At 63.5% G+C, this 18,057-nt stretch carries 11 protein-coding genes; 6 read left to right on the forward strand and 5 right to left on the reverse strand.

What is annotated here, in order from left to right; genetic code table 11:
* Positions 1-140: 140 nt before the first annotated feature.
* A complete protein-coding gene (locus AC1RMD_RS23445) occupies positions 141-341 on the forward strand; it encodes a hypothetical protein (protein ID WP_492929901.1) in 201 nt (66 codons plus the stop codon).
* A 162-nt stretch (positions 342-503) separates the two neighbouring features.
* Here AC1RMD_RS23445 and AC1RMD_RS23450 read toward each other — a convergent pair whose 3' ends face one another.
* The 3 genes from AC1RMD_RS23450 to AC1RMD_RS23460 form a co-directional block, all read right to left on the reverse strand.
* Positions 504-2,084 carry a GH39 family glycosyl hydrolase gene (locus AC1RMD_RS23450; RefSeq protein ID WP_492929903.1) on the reverse strand — a complete coding sequence of 527 codons (1,581 nt, stop codon included), beginning with the start codon at positions 2,082-2,084 and terminating at the stop codon, positions 504-506.
* 260 nt (positions 2,085-2,344) lie between these two features.
* Positions 2,345-5,050: an AAA domain-containing protein gene (locus AC1RMD_RS23455; protein WP_492929905.1), complete on the reverse strand. Its 2,706-nt coding sequence runs from the start codon at positions 5,048-5,050 to the stop codon at positions 2,345-2,347.
* Positions 5,051-5,398: 348 nt separating this feature from the next.
* A complete protein-coding gene (locus AC1RMD_RS23460; RefSeq protein ID WP_492929907.1) occupies positions 5,399-5,575 on the reverse strand; it encodes a LytTR family DNA-binding domain-containing protein in 177 nt (58 codons plus the stop codon).
* An 11-nt stretch (positions 5,576-5,586) separates the two neighbouring features.
* On the opposite strand from AC1RMD_RS23460, the gene AC1RMD_RS23465 reads away from it, so the two are divergent.
* From AC1RMD_RS23465 to AC1RMD_RS23475, 3 genes are all read left to right on the forward strand, one after another.
* Entirely contained in the window at positions 5,587-5,718 is a 132-nt protein-coding gene (locus tag AC1RMD_RS23465) for a hypothetical protein (RefSeq protein ID WP_492929909.1), read from the forward strand.
* A 100-nt stretch (positions 5,719-5,818) separates the two neighbouring features.
* Positions 5,819-7,024 (forward strand): efflux RND transporter periplasmic adaptor subunit, encoded by a 1,206-nt coding sequence (locus AC1RMD_RS23470; protein ID WP_492929911.1) that lies wholly within the window; start codon positions 5,819-5,821, stop codon positions 7,022-7,024.
* Positions 7,025-7,034: 10 nt separating this feature from the next.
* On the forward strand, positions 7,035-8,429 hold the full coding sequence (locus AC1RMD_RS23475; protein WP_492929913.1) for an efflux transporter outer membrane subunit: 1,395 nt from the start codon (positions 7,035-7,037) through the stop codon (positions 8,427-8,429).
* A gap of 93 nt (positions 8,430-8,522) precedes the next feature.
* On the opposite strand, the gene AC1RMD_RS23480 is transcribed toward AC1RMD_RS23475, so the two are convergent.
* On the reverse strand, positions 8,523-10,886 hold the full coding sequence (locus AC1RMD_RS23480) for a S53 family peptidase (protein WP_492929915.1): 2,364 nt from the start codon (positions 10,884-10,886) through the stop codon (positions 8,523-8,525).
* A 220-nt stretch (positions 10,887-11,106) separates the two neighbouring features.
* On the opposite strand from AC1RMD_RS23480, the gene AC1RMD_RS23485 reads away from it, so the two are divergent.
* Together AC1RMD_RS23485 and AC1RMD_RS23490 are read left to right on the forward strand one after the other, a co-directional pair.
* Positions 11,107-12,444, forward strand: a complete 1,338-nt coding sequence (locus tag AC1RMD_RS23485; RefSeq protein WP_492929917.1) for an MFS transporter — start codon at positions 11,107-11,109, stop codon at positions 12,442-12,444.
* A gap of 13 nt (positions 12,445-12,457) precedes the next feature.
* Positions 12,458-14,827, forward strand: a complete 2,370-nt coding sequence (locus AC1RMD_RS23490) for a GH36-type glycosyl hydrolase domain-containing protein (protein ID WP_492929919.1) — start codon at positions 12,458-12,460, stop codon at positions 14,825-14,827.
* 162 nt (positions 14,828-14,989) lie between these two features.
* Here AC1RMD_RS23490 and AC1RMD_RS23495 read toward each other — a convergent pair whose 3' ends face one another.
* Positions 14,990-18,052, reverse strand: coding sequence for a glycosyl hydrolase family 28-related protein (locus AC1RMD_RS23495; RefSeq protein WP_492929921.1), 3,063 nt, complete (start codon positions 18,050-18,052; stop codon positions 14,990-14,992).
* Positions 18,053-18,057: the final 5 nt, after the last annotated feature.

The raw sequence follows: 18,057 nt of genomic DNA on the forward strand, positions 1-18,057 counted from the left end.
CTTACCAGTGAAGAGCCGATCGACTGGAGACTGAAATCTTGCGGCCGGGATAGGCTTGCAAGATTGGCAATTCATGGTTCCATGACGATCCCAAGGGAATGCGCTACACTAATTGACATCGACAAGCAAGGAGGTGCGCTATGACAGCCTTCATTCACCACGAAGACGAGCAATCGATCGACACGGCAACAAAAGACACGCCAAAGGACAACTCGCTTGCTCAAGCGCGCAATCGTCGCGTGGAGGCTCTGCGGCGCGTTGCCGGCATCTGGGCAAACCGCACGGATATTCCCGCTGACGGCCTGACCTATCAATTGGAGTTGAGGCCTGAATGGCGCTAGTCCTTTTCGATATGGATCCCCCACCTGGTCTCGCTTCGCCATCCGCCCCCCTTGGCGACGACTGGTTTGACCTTTTCACCAAAACCATTCCGGGCCCGCCGCAGGGCTAAAATGCTGATCTGCCTGGAATAACAAGCGACTTGCAGGAGGCGGTAGGCTATATCAGTCCTGCCGCGTCAGCGTGACCAGGGCGACGTCGTTGCTGCGCATCGGCAGCTTGACATCGACCGCGCCGCGCTTGCCGACCTGGATCACGCGGTCGGTCTCGGGCAGGTCGCGGGTCAGCCCGTGCAACTGCTCGACCTGGGCCGGGGTCAGCGTCTTCGGCGCGCCCATCTCGATGTAGGCCGAGTAGGCGTCGTTGGCGCGGAAGCCGCTGCGGTGCACCTGCAGCCGGTACTTGCCGGCCTTGACGTGGCTGATGCGCACCGCCAGCGGCGCCGACGGCGACGACGGCACCACGCGGCCGTAGAACGGCCGGTTGCTGACCTTCTGGTCCGGCTGCTGGAAGTCCCACACCAGCGCTGTCACCTTGCGGCCGTCCGAGGACGCCATCACCTGCGCGTCGGCGACCGGGATCTCGTTGCCGCTCAGCGCGTGCAGGTACTTGTAGGCGAAGTAGGCGGGCTTGCGGATGCCCTGCGGATTGAGCAGGCCGAAGCCGCCTTCGAACGGCTTGGTCGGCGGCCCCGGCTCCTCGAACAGGTCGCTGTAGGTCCAGTAGCTCATGCCCTGCACCAGGCCCTTGGTGGCCTTGAGCTTGCTGAGGATGTACGTCGAGCTGATGTAGGAATCGTGCACCAGGTCGCGCGGCGTGTAGCTGGTGCTCCACTCGGTGAAGTACAGCGGCAGGTTCGGGAACTTCGACGCCGAGATCTGCTCGCGCACGCGCCGCACGTCGCCGACGATGGCGTCCGGCGACGGCGACAGCTTGGTGTCGCCCTCGCCTTTCTCGTTGAGGAAGCCGCCGTCCACGCCGTAGGTGTGGGTGGTGACGAAATCGACGGCGGCGCCGCTATGGGCCACATGGTCGAGGAATTCCGGCACCCAGGCGGCGCCGGCGGTGGAAGGCCCGCCCACGCGCAGCGCCGGATCGATGGACTTGATGGTGTTGGCGGTCAGGTCGTACAGCTCGAAATACGCCTTCTGGTCGGCGTGTTCCCAGAAGCCGTCCAGGTTGGGCTCGTTCCATACCTCGAAGAACCAGCTGCGCACTTCCTCCTGGCCGTAGCGCTGCTCGATGTGGCGCACGAAGGCGGCGATCAGGTCCTTCCATTTGGCCGGATCGGGATGCGAGGTGTTGCCTTGCCAGTAGAAGATCTGGCTGTTCGAGGTCGCCATCGCCTTGGGCGTGAAGCCCAGCTCGACGAAAGGCTTGATGTGGCGCGCCAGCATCTGGTCGTACAGCTGGTCCAGCTTGGTCCAGTCATAGACCAGCTTGCCGTCCTCCATGCGCACCGTGCCCAGCACGTCGTGGAAGACGGCGTGGAAGCGCAGGTAGCGGAAGCCGAGCTCGTCGACCGTGGTCTGCAACTGCGCCATGCTGTCGTCGCGCAGCAGCGTGCCCGGGTAGTCGGAGCCGACCGACAGGTCATAGAAGCGGTCGAGCGGCTTGAGCGCCTGCGCCACGTCGAGCACGATGCGGCGCGGCGCCGGGTGGCCGGCGTCGGCCGCCGATGCGGCCGCCAGCGGCAGGCAGATCGTGGCGAGTGCCGCCAGGCAGGTGGGATGGAAGGGTTGCATTGGTACGGTCTCCTGGTCTGGTTATTGCCGGGATGCTAGCACCTGCGCTGCGCATCCGGCATGGGAGACCGGGCCGTTGGTACATTTCGTTACGCCGCTTGGTGAATTGCATAACGCCGGCCCCAGGCGCTCCTTATTTCTGTTGACGGCATTGGTGGAGCAGGCGCTGGGGAAAATCTTACTCCGGCTTGTCGGATTTGATAAATGGCCGCGAAAAAAACGCAGCGTACTCAAAATCGGGATCGGGGCGGCCAGTCCAACTAGTCGCCCGAGCTACCCATCACCCACTGGTCCAAGAACCGCTCTACCCGTTCCTCAATGAAGCTCTCGACTGTTTGCAATCGGAGCAATGGGATACCGCTCTTTCGCAGAATACTGTCTTTCAGCGCGTCCCGCGCCACCTGCTGCTCCGTATCATGCGACCCGCCGTCAACCTCGATCACGCCGAGCGGCGTTTTCCCGACCTTGAAATACACCACAAAATCACAGCTGGCGCCGTTTCTCATGAACGCCCGTTCGGGCGGAGTCAACGTTTCATTGGCCGGCGAGGCCAACTGGGACAAAAAAATCTGGGAGTGGAATGTCATCGCCCGATATGCATCCCGGTCCATCGCCTCGCGCAGAATTTGCGCCACGATCTGCTCTGACATGTAGCGCGAATCCTTCGCGCTCAATCGGCGACGCAATCTTTCAAGCGACTGGTCATATTCCTTGTAGAGCAGATCGAAGGCCGACACGACGGGGGCGCGATGGATCTGTTTTTCCTCGGCGTAGTACTCGATATGGCGCACCAGCGCGGCGATGTGGCCATTGTTTGCGGTAAAAACATCATCTCCCGTCACCAGGGTAAATTTTCTCTTTGCCCTCGACACCGCCACATTGACCAAATGGGGATCGTCCACGAAATCGAGATTTCGCTGGCTGTTGTACTTCTTGTCCAGCACCGTTGAAAAGACGATCTCGTCGCACTCCCTGCCCTGGAATTTATGCACCGTGTCTTTGACGAAGCCTGCGGGCAGACGGGTGCGAGAGAGCGTGACTTGTGCATTGTAGGGCGCGATGAATCCTCGGCTGTGCTCACTATCCCAGTCGCTCACGCCATCCAAATTGAGGATCTTCTGTACCGAATCTAACTCCCGGAGGTTTGCATTCTTACGCGTGTGATTCCCCTTGGCGGTTACGATCAGCTTCAACGATTCTTCAGCGGCGTCTTGCGTCATTGGCACAAGCTGGTTGTCATAAAACTGCTGGTTGCAGAACTGGATGATCCTCGGATGACAACGGTAATGCTCCTTCAGCAGCGTCTTCGGTACGGCGCCTTCGAAGACAGCGACGCACGAATCAAGCAGGCTGTATTTCTCGCAATCGTAGAATTCAAGCGGCGCCTCGATGTCAACGACCGTGGGAATATGCGGCAACTGTTTGCGGTCGCCGACAATGATCAGGTTCCTGGCGCAACCCAAGGCCAGGATGCCTGGAACAATGTCCTGCTGCGAAGCCTCATCGATAATCACATAGTCGAGCAAGGCACCATGGCCGATCGAGTTGATGATGGAATGCGTGCTGCTGCCGATGATGGGAAAGCGCTTTACAAACCCGTCAAACCGCCAACGATAACTGCGGGCATCGAAATCTTGTTCATCGGGGATGTGCTGATGCAGATGTTGTTTGAGATAGTCCATCGACCACTCGGTCACCTGACTGAGCAGAGTGTCGAAGTGACCTCGTTCCAGTGCCTCCTGATGAGCCGTCAATACCGCCGCGCGGTCCCGTAGCGCTTTGTCGTAGTAGTCAAGCTGCAAGGCAAAGATCGCCGCCTTGCGTTTTTCCCAGCTGTTAAAAGGCTTCATCCGCAGGATCTTGAATTTAAACAGGAGCTCGATCCTGTCCTTGATCTTGATGCGACGTTCCGCGAGATAGGCGAGATATGCCATCAAGTCCGAAGACTCTTGTGGCGACAGCCGGTATTTTTCCAGGGACGCCGGCGCCTCGGTCAGGTTTTCGCGCTGCCATTGCAGCAGGTAGCGCTGCTCCACCGTCAATTCATCAATCTCGGCCCGCAAGCGCGCCACGGCGACCTGTGCATGAAGCTGCTGCTTCAGCTTTTGCAACGCAGCTTGAATTTCATCCATGGCAAGCGCGGGGAGCTCAGGCTCCGCCGGAACCGTGGGTAGGGCATTGAAGAAGCTGGTCCGATTCTGCTCACTGCCCAACCTGGCGGTCAGGTAGTCCAACCCGGCCGCGCCAAGTTTCTCGTAGACGTTTTCTACCGCAGGGTTGTTGTTGGACAGAATAGCGACGGTGCCTTTGCGCAGCAGGACATTGGCGACGATATTCAATATCGTCTGCGTTTTCCCCGTACCTGGCGGCCCCTCGACCAAGCTGATTTGCGACGAAAACGCTTGCTCAACCGCCTGCAACTGGCTTTCATTGATGCCAAATGGGTAAATGAAATCGCCGCCAGATTCGCGCAGTCCGCTCTGTGCCGTACAGTAGGCTTGCAGCGCTGTATCTTCATGCGGGACCACTTTATCAAGCTGGCGCAATACGTTCTCGGCAATCGGTCGGTTCTGCTCACTCGCCTGCTCTACCCTGGCCTGAGCAACTGCGGCGAAATAGCGAAATACCGCCCCATCCTTGATCGCTGTTTCGGCACTGAAGACAAGATCGTCTGGGTGCACGATTTTGATTGTTGCGCTTTCTCGGTACTGAACCGCGGCAAACCGTCCACCGTAGATCCACACGTTCTCAACCGCCTTGAACAGCGTACCGCCTTTGCTCGACAGCAGCCCTCCAGGCAGCATGACGGTAGGTTCAACTCGACAATTACTCAATGGACTATGAAAGGATTTACCAGAGGGGAAGATACAAGTCAGCATCAACCCACCCTGTTTGGATCCCCACCATATTTTCCAGTCGCTGATTTGCCTGGTCTTGTCTACGCCACTCACCCAGATTGAAACCATATATTCCTTACAAAAAACGGCCAGAGCATATTACTCCGGCAGCCGCATGTTGGGGATGTGTGCAAACTCGTCGCTGACCATACCGGTAGCTCCTCATACTATTCGTCTTCAGTACGGTTCAAACTGAAGACCCGCTGGCTGGACCAGGTGCAGGAGGCGACGCAGGGCGTCTATGCCGCCCAGCCATTCGTACAGCGTAGGAATGTTTTCGGACATGGGTAACCATTCTTTGAAAAATAACCGTCAAGATCGCGGCTAGAAAACTGGCATCCTTTAGCGAAAGCGCATGAGCGTCAATTTTCATCATAGCATCGTCGGGCCGTCCATCAATGGCTCGCCCCTCCTGCGCTAGCCCAGCCGATCCATCACAGGTTTGCGGTATCGCCGGCTCATGCGCAGGCGCCGCATGCTCTCAAGGACGATTTCATATTCGCCGTCCGGGCACAGTTCCAGCGCACGGACGCGGTCGAGATTGACGATGGCCGAGCGGTGTATCCGGCAGAAGCCAAACGGCGCCAGCAGCACCTCCAGTTGACATGGCCGCGCAGAAAAAACCGGTCTACGTCTGCCAGATGGCCAGCCACGCCCACATGGCCGGCCATGCGGTCGCCGAATTTGACAAGCCGGGGATCTGCCCCACCGACGGCATGGAATTGACGCGTAGATAGACCCGGGGCGATTCAGCGCATGCGGCGCGCGATGTCGCCGCATGAATGCGCTAGAATGCCAGCTGTTTTAACGATGCAAGGCGCTTGCTTGCCAGATCCCGTGACCGATGAAAAAAATGGCGCTCGCCGCCCTATTCCTGCCGGCGCGCTCCGGCCCCGACGGCATGGCGGCCTGACGGCCGGCGCGCTCGTGCTGGCGCTGCACGCCGGCGGCGTGCTGGCGCAAGTGCCGCAACAGCCGAAGGCGCCGCCGTTGGCGGCCACGACGGAGCTGCCACTCGTCCCCGCAGAGACCGTGACGGCGCAGCGCGGCGACCTGCAACAAACGGTCGACGCCTCCGGAAAATTGCAATTCCATCAGTTCGCGGACGTGGACATCCCGCTGGCCGGCCAGATAAAAGAGGTGCTGTTTGCCGTCGGCGATACGGTGCAGAAAGGCAAGGTCGTGATGGAAATGTCACCTGCGGTCCAGGCCAACCAGATCGCCAGCAATCGCGCCCAAATGGCGCGCCTGCAGGCCGAGCTGGCAGACCAGCAGGCGCAGACGGACTTTGCCGAACTACAGTTCAAGCGCCAGACCCAGCTCAAGGCACAAAATGCCACCCGCGAAGAAAGCTTCGAATCGAGCCGCATGAATCTGTCTTCGGCGCGCGCCCGGCTGGGCTCCATCAACGCGCAGATCCAGCAACTCGAAGCGACGCTGAAATCCGACGAGGAGAGCCGCCAGCACACGCAGGTGCTGGCGCCGATTTCCGGAACCGTGGTCGCCGTGAATGCGCGCCCCGGACAAACGGCGAGCGCCGGGCAGGCGGCCGTGCCCTTGATGCGCATCGCCGATCTTTCCCAATTGACGGTGCAGGCACGCGTGGCGGAAATCGATGTGACGCGGCTGCGACGCGGCATGACGGCCAATTTCAAGACGCCCGGTTATCCGGGCCGCACCTGGTCGGGCAAGCTGCGACAGGTCGTTCCCGTGCCGGCCGAAGGCACGGGCCAACAAGGTCAGCAGACTTTTTACAACGTCCTGTTCGAGGTCAACAATCCGGAACTGGAGCTGATGAGTGGCATGACAACCCAGGTGCAATTTATCGTCGCGCAGGCCAGGGACGCGGTGCTGTTGCCAGTCAATTTGCTGGGCAAGAGCGATGCGAAGGGTTTGTATGAGGTCAAGGTGTTGAACGCCAACCGGCAGGTCGAGGCGCGCCAGTTGAAGATCGGCGTGCGCAATCAGCAGCAGGCACAAGTGCTGTCGGGCCTGGAAGCGGGCGAGCAATTGCTGGTCGATCCAACTGCGGCGCCGCGCTGATGGGAACGCCATGAAACGCCGCGTTCCCTTTTCCGCGCTGACGCTGTGTCTGGCCGGCGCGCTGCTGGCAGGCTGTGCGCATACGATCCCCGTGGCGGAGGCGCCGCCGGCGCTCGACTTGCCGGCCGGCTGGTCGCAGGGCGGGAAAGCGGGCGCCCAGGAATGGCCCGACGCCCATTGGTGGCAAGGCTTTGGCAGCGCCGAGCTGAGCCAGTTGGTGGGCGAGGGGCAAAAAGACAACCTGGAACTGGCCGCCGCGCTCTCGCGTGTGCGCCAGGCGGAGGCCCAGGCACGGATTGCCGGGGTCGCCCTGCTGCCTTCGATCGATGCGTCGGCCGGCGCCGCCCGGGATCTGCCGCTCGGCGGCCGTCACGACGCCAATGTCTCATCCAGCGGGCTGTTGCAGGTGTCTTACGAAATCGACTTCTGGGGCAAGAACAAGGCCGGCGTCGCGGCGGCCGAGGCATCGCTGCGGGCCAATTTCTATGATCGGCAAACCGTCGCCTTGACGGTGACGAGCGGAATTGTGTCGACCTATCTGCAAGTACTGTCCCTCCACGACCGCCTCGACGTCGCACGCGAAAACATGAGCAATGCCGAGCATGTGCTGGCGCTGGTCGAGGCGCAGCGCAGCGTGGGCGCCGCCACCTCGGTCGACCTGGCGCGCCAGCGCTCCGCGGTCGCCAGCCAGCATGCCGCGATCCCCGATTTACTGCAACAGGAACGCGAGGCGCAATCGGCGTTGGCCATCTTGCTCGGTCGACCGGCGCAAACCTTCCGGATCGGGAACTACGGACTCGACACCATCCGCTTGCCCGAGGTGACGCCAGGCCTGCCGTCCGAACTGCTGTCGCGGCGGCCCGATATTCGCCGTTCGGAAGCGCGGTTGGCCGCGGCCAGCGCCAACGTGGAAGTAGCGCGCGCGGCGCTGTTTCCCAGCATCCGCTTGACCGGATCGACTGGCACGCAAAGCAGTGCCCTGCTTTCGCTGCTCAGTGGCCAGAATTTGTTCGCCAATGTCGGCGCTTCGCTGGTGGCGCCGATTTTCGATGGAGGACGTCTGCGGACCGAACGGGATCTGGCCATTGAACAAAAACAGGAACTGGTCAAGGCGTATCGCTCGACCGTGCTCGCGGCTCTGGCGGAAGTCGACACCGTGCTGGGGCAGATCAGAAGTCTCGACGAGCGGCGTCAACTAAAACAGGACGAACTGGAACAGACGCGTCTTGCCTACAATCTGTCGGAGATCCGCTACAAGGCAGGGGCGGAAGACTTGATGACTGTGCTCGATACCCAGCGCAGCCTGTCGGACGTGCAAAATGAGTTGGGAATACTGAAACTGAAGCGCCTGCAGGCCACCGTGTCCCTGTTTAAGGCCCTGGGTGGCGGCTGGATCGCCGGCTGACAGGAATGCATTCCGTGTTGCCTGGATCATGGCGACGAAAAAAAACCGCTAGTCCTTTCGGAGCAGCGGCTTTTTTGTTGTCTTTAACTTCAATCAGCGCGCCGTCACCGTCGCCGGGATCGTCAGCTGGGCGCTGCCTCCGGCATTATCGGTCACCACCACCTTCAATTGATAGCTGCCGGCCACTGGCGCGCTCCAGTACGGCATGACGCTCATGCCGCTGGACTGGAACATCATGCCCAACGGCACCCCGGAGATCGTGATCGACACCGAACTGGCGCCATTGGCCACGATGCTGATCAAACCCGTCATCGGCTTGCCCGCCACGCCCCTCATGGCCGCCGCCGTGATCACCGGGCCGCCGGCGGTGATTTGCACCGTGTACCTGGCCTGGCCGCTCAAGCCGGTCTTGCCGTCCTTGGCGGTGACGGTGACGGTGTAGCTACCCGCCACCGGCTTGGCCCAGCTGACCAGGCCCGCGGCGCTGATCGCCATGCCGGATGGCGCGCCGCTCAGCGCGTAGCTGACCGGATTGGCATTGCTGGCCGCCGCCGAGAACGACAACGCCACGCCCGCCTTGCCGCTGATGGTGCCCGAGCTCAGCACCGGCGCCGACAACGGCGCGATGACGACGCTGTACACGCCCTGCCCGCTGAGGCCGGTCTTGCTGTCCTTGGCGGTCACGGTGACGGCGTAGCTCCCGGCCACCGGCGCCGCCCAGCTGACCACGCCGGCGCCGCTGACGCGCATGCCGGACGGCGCCCCGGTCAGCGTGTAGCCGACAGGATTGGCCGCAACGGTGGAAATCGTGAACGTCAACGCGGTCCCGACCGTGCCCTTGATGCTGGCCGAGCCCACCTGCGGCGCGGCGGCGACGGTCAGGCCCGACAGCGTCGACAACAGGCTGGAAACGTTCGGCGTACCCAGGCCAGTCAACTGGTCGTAGCCGGTCTTGGCGGTGCAAGCAGTGCAGCCGCCGTGGTTGCCGGCGGTGATATCGGCAAAGGCGGAGGCGTAGCTGCCCGGCACGGTGGCGATGCCGCCGTACAGGGCAGCGTGCGGCGTGCCCATGGCCGCCTTGCCGTTCAGTGCACGGGTGGCGTTGGCCACCGCGATCAAGCCGGCCCACTGCGGCGTCGACAGGCTGGTGCCGCCCACGCTGCCCCAGCGCACCGTGCTGCTGCCGGGTGCGATCATCGCCACGTACTGGCCGGAAGATGGATTGGCATTGAAGGCGACATCGGCCACCGTGCGGCGCGCGGGCGTGCCCATGCCCGGCACGGCGCTGGTCTGGTAACTCGGCGTGGCGGTGTACAGGCTGACGCCGCCGCCGGTGCCGGACCAGGCCACTTCGGAACGCGGTCCGCTGCCACTGTAGCTGAGCGTGGTGCCACCGACCGCCAGCACATGCGGCGCGACCGCCGGCCACGACACGGCCGCGCCGGAGTCGCCGGTGGCGGCCAGATAGGTCATGCCGGGAGCGGCGAATACGCTGTTGACGGCGGCGGTACCGCTGCTTTCAGAACCGCCAAAACTCATCGAGACGATACCCGGCCCCATCGCGTTGGCCAGCTTGGCGCCGCCCAGCAGATTGGTGTAGCTGGCATCGGCGGTTTCGATCAGCACGATGCGGGCCAGTGGCGCGGTGGCGTGCGCCCACTGCACGTCGAGGGTGATTTCGCTGGCCCAGCCGGCGTCGTACGCGGGCTGGGTCGCGGTCATGGCGCCGCTGGCGGTGCTGTATACCACGACCAGTTCGCAGCCGCTGGCGGAGGCGGCGGCCAGCGGCAGGCGGGCCGTGGGGGCGATGGTCTTGGTGGTGCAGGCCGGCAGGCTGAATTTGGTGTTGAACGCGGCCAGTTCGGCGGCCACGTTGGGGTCATGCTGGGCGTCGAGGATGTAGATGGTCTGGCCGGCGCCCAGCTGGGCCGCCTGGGCCGCCGTCAATGCGCTGCCGGCCGCCGGCAGCGCCGGCAAGCCATAGGCGGCGCGGATCTGGGCCGGCGTGTAGGTCGCCACCACGCCGCCGGAGGCCGCCGGCGCCGCGGCCGCTTCCGGGCTCAGGCTGCGCAAGGCTTCCACGTGACGGCCGTGCAGTGCCTGCATGGTCAGGCGGCGCGTCGAAAGATGCTGGAACTCAGTCCGGACCGCCTGCGCGTGCACCGGCGCGGTGGCGCTGTCGGCATGCTCGTCCGGCGCCTCCAGTTCGACCGGCGCCATGTGGAACGACGGCAGCGCCATGCGCTGGGCATCTTCGGCCGGCAGCGTGCCGGCATCCAGTAGCAGCGTGGTCGAGCCGGTTGCCAGCGGCGCCGCGCCCTGCACCATACGCGGTTCGGCGGAGCTGTCCGCGCCGCCCGCGCCGCATGCGCTCAGCAGGGCCGCCGTACACAGCGCGAGCGCCGGCAGGGCAAGCGCAGATGGGTTGAATTTTGTTAAATATTGATCTTTCATCATCCGCCTTGGCGCCGCCATTATGTATCCGCACGGAAATTATCGCACATTCTCCATGCAATACAAGCCGCAGATCATTGCCATGAAAGGCCCATCAACAAACCTGCCAGGAATTAAATCCCAGCCCACTGCTGCGGCGCAACATCAAATCTTGTTTACAAATCCCGCCAAAAGTCTACACTGTGGCCAATATTGTTAGCGCTAACATTAGCTGAAAGCGACCGTGAACAAACTACTGACCTGGCGTGAAAAGATCAGCTACGGCATTGCCGATATGGGCTTCAATTTCTATTGGACCAATATCGCCACCTTCCTGCTGATTTTCTACACCGACGTCTTCGGCATCTCGGCCGCCGCCGCCGCGTCGATGGTATTCACGATTAAGATCATCAACGCTTTCACCGACCCGCTGATTGGCGCTGTAGCCGACCGCACCAACACCCGCTTCGGCAAGTTCCGGCCCTACCTGATATGGGTTCCGCTGCCGCTGGCCGGCGCCGCCTTCCTGACCTACACTACGCCCGACCTGTCCGAGGGCGGCAAGATCGCCTGGGCCTACGGTACTTATCTGCTGATGATGGTCTGCTACACCTGCATTAACATTCCGTACAATGCCTTGTCCGGCGTACTGTCGTCCGATCCGCAGGAGCGCTCAACCGTCAACAGCCTGCGCTTCATCTTCGCCTTCGCCGGCGGCACCTTGGTGACGGCGGCCACGCCGGCGCTGGTACGCTGGCTGGGCCACGGCGACGACAAACTAGGCTGGCAGTTGACGATGCTGGTGTGGGGCGCGCTGGCGTCCGCGCTGTTCGTGACGACCTTCCTCAACACGCGCGAACGCGTGGCGCCCGCGCCCACGCAGCAGTCCAACGTCTGGCAGGACATCGGCGACCTGTCGCGCAACCGGCCGTGGGTGGCGCTGTTCTTCCTGGCGCTGATCATCATGATCACCATCACGCTGCGCACCACCAGCGCAGCCTACTACTTCAAGTACGTGGTCGGCCGGCCGGAGCTGATGCAGGGCTTCGTCCCCGCCTACATGATCTCGGCGGCGGTCGGCGCCTCGCTGACGCCGTTCCTGACGCGCTTCATCGACAAGCGCAAGCTGATGATGATTTTGATGAGCACCACCGCCCTGCTGTCGCTGGCCTTCTTCTTCGTTCAGAAAGACCAGGTCACGCTGATGTTCGCGCTGCAGATCGCTACCGGCCTGGTGCTGGGACCGAAATCGCCGCTGGCGTTCTCGATGTATGCCGATACCGCCGACTACAACGAGTGGCGCACCGGCCGCCGCGCCACCGCGATGACCTTCGCCGCCGCCACCTTCTCGCAAAAGCTGGGCACCGCCGTGGCGGTGGCCGTCATCGGCTGGTTATTCACCCGGCTGGGCTACGTGGCCAACGTGGCGCAGACGTCCGGCTCGCAGGCCGGCATCGTGTGGCTGATGTCCTTTATCCCGGCGGCGTTCGCGGTGTGCGCGGTGGCCGTCATGTTCTTCTATAACCTCGACAACAGCAAGCTGGCTCAGATCCAGGCGGATCTGGATGCGCGCAAATCTTAAACGGAGAGTTTCAATGTTAGGCCCTACCCACGACGGCGACCGCTACGAACTGACCAGCCCGACGGCGATGCCGCGCGCGGCCGGCTTCCTGTGGAACCAGAAGATGATGATACAAGTGACCTGCCGCGGCTATGCCACCGCGCAGTTCATGCAGCCGGAACCGGCCAAGTATGCCTACGCGCCCAACCTGGAGGCCAAGACCTTCATGCAGCCGGAGCAGAACTACTACGCCCATCATCCGGGCCGCTTCTTCTACATCAAGGACGAGGAAACCGGCCAACTGTTCTCGGCGCCGTACGAGCCGGTGCGCGCGGCGCTGGACCGCTACAATTTCTCGGTCGGCAAAAGCGACCTGTCGTGGACCATCGAGCACCTGGGCGTGCGGGTCGAGCTCAATCTGAGCCTGCCGGTGGAGGACGTGGTGGAACTGTGGTCGCTGCGGGTAACCAACCTGTCGGGCCGGCCGCGCAGGCTGAGCGTCTACCCCTACTTCCCGATCGGCTACATGTCGTGGATGAACCAGTCCGGCGAATACCGCGCGGACCTGGGCGGCGTGGTGGCCAGCTGCGTCACGCCGTATCAAAAGGTGGCCGACTACTTCAAGCAGAAGGACTTCAAGGACAAGACCTACTTCCTGTGCGAGGAAGCGCCGGTGGCGTGGGAGGTCCGGCAGATGGCGTTCGAGGGCGAAGGTGGCTTGCACCATCCCAGCGCGCTGCAGGATGAACAGCTGGGCAACAGCGACGCCCGCTACGAGACGCCGACCGCCGTGGTGCAGTACCGCCTGGCGTTGGCCGACACAGAGGTGCACGACTACCGCTTCATCTTCGGCCCGGCACTCGACGACGCCGAGATCCGCGCCGTGCGCGAAAAATATCTCGGTGCCGACGCCTTCGCCGCCGCCCGCGCCGACTACGCCCGCTACATCGCCGGGGGACGCGGATGCCTGCGGATCGAAACGCCGGACAAGGAACTGGACAACTTCGTCAACCACTGGCTGCCGCGCCAGGTGTTCTACCACGGCGACGTCAATCGCCTGAGCACCGATCCGCAAACCCGCAACTACCTGCAGGACAACATGGGCATGAGCTTCATCAAGCCCGGCATCATGCGCAACGCCTTCCTGCACGCGCTGTCGCAGCAGGAAGCCAGCGGCGCCATGCCGGACGGGATACTGCTGGCCGAGGGGGCGGAGCTCAAATACATCAACCAGGTGCCGCACACCGACCATTGCGTGTGGCTGCCGGTCGCGCTGAAGGTCTACCTCGACGAAACCAACGACTATGACATGCTTGACGTGGTCGTGGCCGGCCACGAGGACGGCATCGCCCTCACCGTTGCCGAACGCGTGAGCAGCGCCATGGACTGGCTGCTGCAGACGCGCGACCATCGCGGCCTGAGCTACATCGCCCAGGGCGACTGGTGCGATCCGATGAACATGGTCGGCTACAAGGGACGCGGCGTGTCCGGCTGGTTGACAGTGGCCACCGCCTACGCGCTGAACTTGTGGGCGGAGATTTGCGAGCAGCGCGGCGACGCCTCGCCGCTGGCGGTGGACGCCGGCCGCTTCCGCGCCGGCGCCAAGGCCGTCAACCTCGCCGCCAACACGCACCTGTGGGACGGCGACTGGTACGCGCGCGGCATCACCGACGACGATGTCCGCTTCGGCATCAGCCAGGATGTGGAGGGCCGCATCTGGCTCAATCCGCAGGCGTGGGCGATCCTCGGCGGTACGGCCAGCGCGCAACAGCGCGCATCGATGCTGGCGCAGGTGGAGGAGCAGTTGGCCACACCGTACGGCGTGGCCATGTTCGCGCCGCCGTTCAGCGCCATGCGCGAGGACGTCGGCCGCGTCACGCAGAAGCATCCCGGTTCGGCGGAGAACGGCGCGGTCTACAACCACGCCGCCGTGTTCTACATCTACAGCCTGTACACCATCGGCGAGAGCGACCGCGCCTACCGGCTGCTGCGCCAGATGATACCCGGCCCGGGCGAAGCCGATTACCTGCAGCGCGGCCAGCTGCCGGTGTTCATCCCGAATTACTATCGCGGCGCCTACCACCAGTACCCGCGTACCGCCGGCCGCTCCAGCCAGTTGTTCAATACCGGCACCGTGTCGTGGGCCTACCGCTGCTTCATCGAAGGCCTGTGCGGCCTGTGCGGCGACGGCGATGCCTTGCTGGTGCGCCCGCAACTGCCGAAGGAATGGGACGGCATCAAGGTCACGCGTGAATTTCGCTGCGCGACGTTCAAAGTGTCCATACAACGCTCCGATGTCGAAGACATTCAGGTCTGGTGGGAAGGCAAGCGCTTGCCCGATGGCCGCGTGACCGGTATCGTCACGGGCGCAGTCTATGCGCTGGAAGTATTGATTCCGTGCTGAGGGGTCGCAACGTAGGCGAAATCCGCAGGCGCTTCGAACGGCAAGCTATCGCGCCGGCGACGGCACGCCCTGCGGCGCCTGGCCGCCGTTCGGATCGATCTTGTACTGCGCCGCATGCGCCCTCACCCAGCGCACAGCTGCAGCAGCGCCAAGCCGACTTTGTTAATGCACATTGAAGCCTCCCGCAGCGTAAAGGGTATGGTGGGTCAGGATGAACAGCGTGCCATCGCCGTCGCCGCCGAAGATCAATTGCAGTGGACGTTCCGGCACATCGATGCGGCCGATTTCCTTGCCGTCCGGGGCGTAGACGAACACCTGGCCATTGGCGACATAGACGTTGCCGGCCTGGTCCACGGCGACGCTCTCGCCGCCCCGGTTGGCGACCTGTTTCAAGTCGCCGATGCCGCCGCCCTGCCCGATCACGCCGCTGTATGTGCGGTTCTCGGAGCCGTTGGTGAACACCACGCGGCCGTTGGCGCCGGCCGCCACCAGGCCGTGCGTGTCGAGCATGTCGGAGAAGCGGTGGCCGAGGTGATTGGCCGGTCCCTGCTGGAACACGCGGTAGGCCGGCATCACCAGGCTGCCATCCGGCGACACGTACTCGCGCTGCTTCGGCAGCGCGACATCGCGGGCGAACATTTCAGCCAGCGTGGTGAACTCGTAGGTGTCCGGGTTCAGCTGGTCGCGAAACTCGCCGTTCTGCCAGAAGTTGACCGGCACCACGGTTCGGGCGCCGGCGTGGGCGGCGACCGGCGTCGGCTTGATCAGTGTCAGCGGGCCGGCCGGCTGATCCGGGTGGAACGAGTAGACCGTGCCTTCCGCGCCGTGCGAGGACAGCACCATCAGCGCGCCGCTCCGGTCGAAGGCCAGGTTGACGGCGTCCAGCGGCGCGTCGCGCACCACCAGCAGGCCCTCTGCCCTGGACCAGCTGTAGATGCGCTGGAAACGGCGATCGACAAAATAGAGTTTGCCTTTGGCGTCAACCGCCGCGCCGGCGATCGAATAGAAATCGCCTTCAAGCTTGTCGATCTTGACGCCGGCGCCGACGCCGACGCCCGCATCGGCGGCGGCGGCGGGACCGGCGGCGCCGATATCGAGCGAAGCGAACTCGCGCTCGCGAACTTCCAGCTTGCGGGTGACATCCTGCAGCGCGTTCTCATACGGGTACTTGGTGACGCGCAGATAGGTGTCGCAGCCGTTGTCGTCGCAGGTGGCGTAGCCGCTCTCGCCGTTGACGTGCACGTTGCGGAAGCGGATGCCGCTGGAATTACTCAACTTGACCGCCGATGGCGCCGGCTTGATGGAACGCGTGACGCGATAGGCATGGTAATTGGCGAACAGCAGGTTCTTCGAATTGCGGATCTCCAGCGACACCGAGTCCATGCCATCGCGCACTTCCTCTTCGGTTTGCGGCGCCAGGAATTCCCAGTTTTCCACGCCATCGAGCACGATCTCGGCGCGGATGTGGTGTTCGGCCGACAGTTCGTAGACCTTGCCCGGCGTCTTGGTGTCCGACACGTAGAAGCCCGCCTGTGCGAAGGTGCTTGGTGTCCAGCAACCGACGAAGGTGCCGCCGCCGCCGTCGGTCACCCAGATGCTCGGGTACTGGCGGTCCCAGTGCGCGGCCGGGTCGAAGTCGGCCCGCTTCTGGTAGGGATCGCGGCGCGTGCCGTCGTACAGCCGCGTGCCGTGGCCGCCCTGGATGCGGATGTCGTCGACCAGCGAATCGGCGCCCGCCTTCCACAGCAGCGCCGTCGCGCGCGGGTTGACTTCGCCGGTGGCCAGGCCAAAGCCGGTGACGATGGCGTCGCCGCCCCTGGCGCTTTCCAGCAGCGCTTTCGGGCCATCGACGCCGGCGTACAGCGGCGAGCCGTTCGGCAGCACCAGCTGCGTCAGGCCTGGGTGCAGTCCGATGAGCACCGTGTCCGGCTTCATGCGGATGGTGTCGTTGACGATATAGAAGCCCAGCGGCAGGTACACCACGCGCTTGCTGTCGATGGCTTTCTGGATCGCGGCCGTATCGTCGGTCTGGCCGTCGCCGAGCGCGCCGAAGCCGTGTACGTTGGCCCATTCGGTACTTGGCGGCAGCGCGCGCATGACCTGGCGCGGCGCGGCCGGCAAGGCTTTCAGCGCTTCCATCTTGATGCTGGTGGCGAACTGGCCGCTGCTGCCCTGGCCGGGCAACGCCAGGCCGTAGCTGAATTCCCTGACCGCGTAGGCGGCGCCGGCGCCGGCGATGGTCTTGCCGCTGTCGCGGAAGCGTGCGAACACCGGCGTGTTGCGGGCCACTGCGTGGTCAAAGCCGATCTGCGTGTAGACGTTGCCCTCGTTGCTGATGACCACCGCCGCCTTCGACACATTCTCGAAGCGCACGTCCTTGCCCCACAGCCAGTCGCCGTAGCCGCGGTCGATCTCGATGCCTACCGGCGTGTTGCGGATGGTGGTGTTGATCAGCGTGAGTCCCGCTTCGTGCTCGCGGATGGCGGCATCGCGCTGGCCTTCGAAGGTCGCATCCATCAGCGTGTATTGCCACGCCGGTGAAGTCTTTTCGGAGAGGATGCCGTAGCGTCCGCCGTAGAACTTCAGGTCGAAACTCTCGTTGCCGACCTGGTAGATGCCGGCCAGGCCGGAACCGATATGAAAGTCGATGTGGCTCAGGTAGGAGTGCTGCGCCGTGCGCAGCCGCACCGCCGCCGCGGCGGGATTGCCGTCGCCGATCTCGAAATCGACGTTGCTGAGCGCCGAATAAAACGTCGACGAATTGGCGTCGCGCACCTGGTCGCTGAACGGTACGGCGCTGGCCACCGGCACCGGCACCTTGCCCACCGTGTACTGGTCGCCGCCGGTGAACACGATCATGTTGCCGACGCCCTGCTGGAAGCCCGGCGTGCGCGCGCCGAGCACGAACACCGGCCGCGTCCGGCCGACGCCGTACAGGCGCACCGATAGCGGCACCAGGATTGAACGGGAAATGCGATAGCGGCCCGATGGCAGGAACACTACGCCGCCCTCACCTTTGTTGGCGGCGCTGGTGACGGCGCGCTGGATCGCGTCGGTGTCGTCGGCCACGCCGTCGCCCTTGGCCTGCACTTTCACGGCGCGCGGGTCGTCCGGCATGCTCTGGTAGGCGGACGTCGACGCGGCTTGTGCGGCATGGACGACCGGCTGCGCGCACAGAGCCGCAGCCGCGGCCACCAGGGCGAGACTCATAGTTAGATTAGTCATGCGCA

Source organism: Duganella sp. GW822-FHT06D06, from assembly GCF_058799615.1.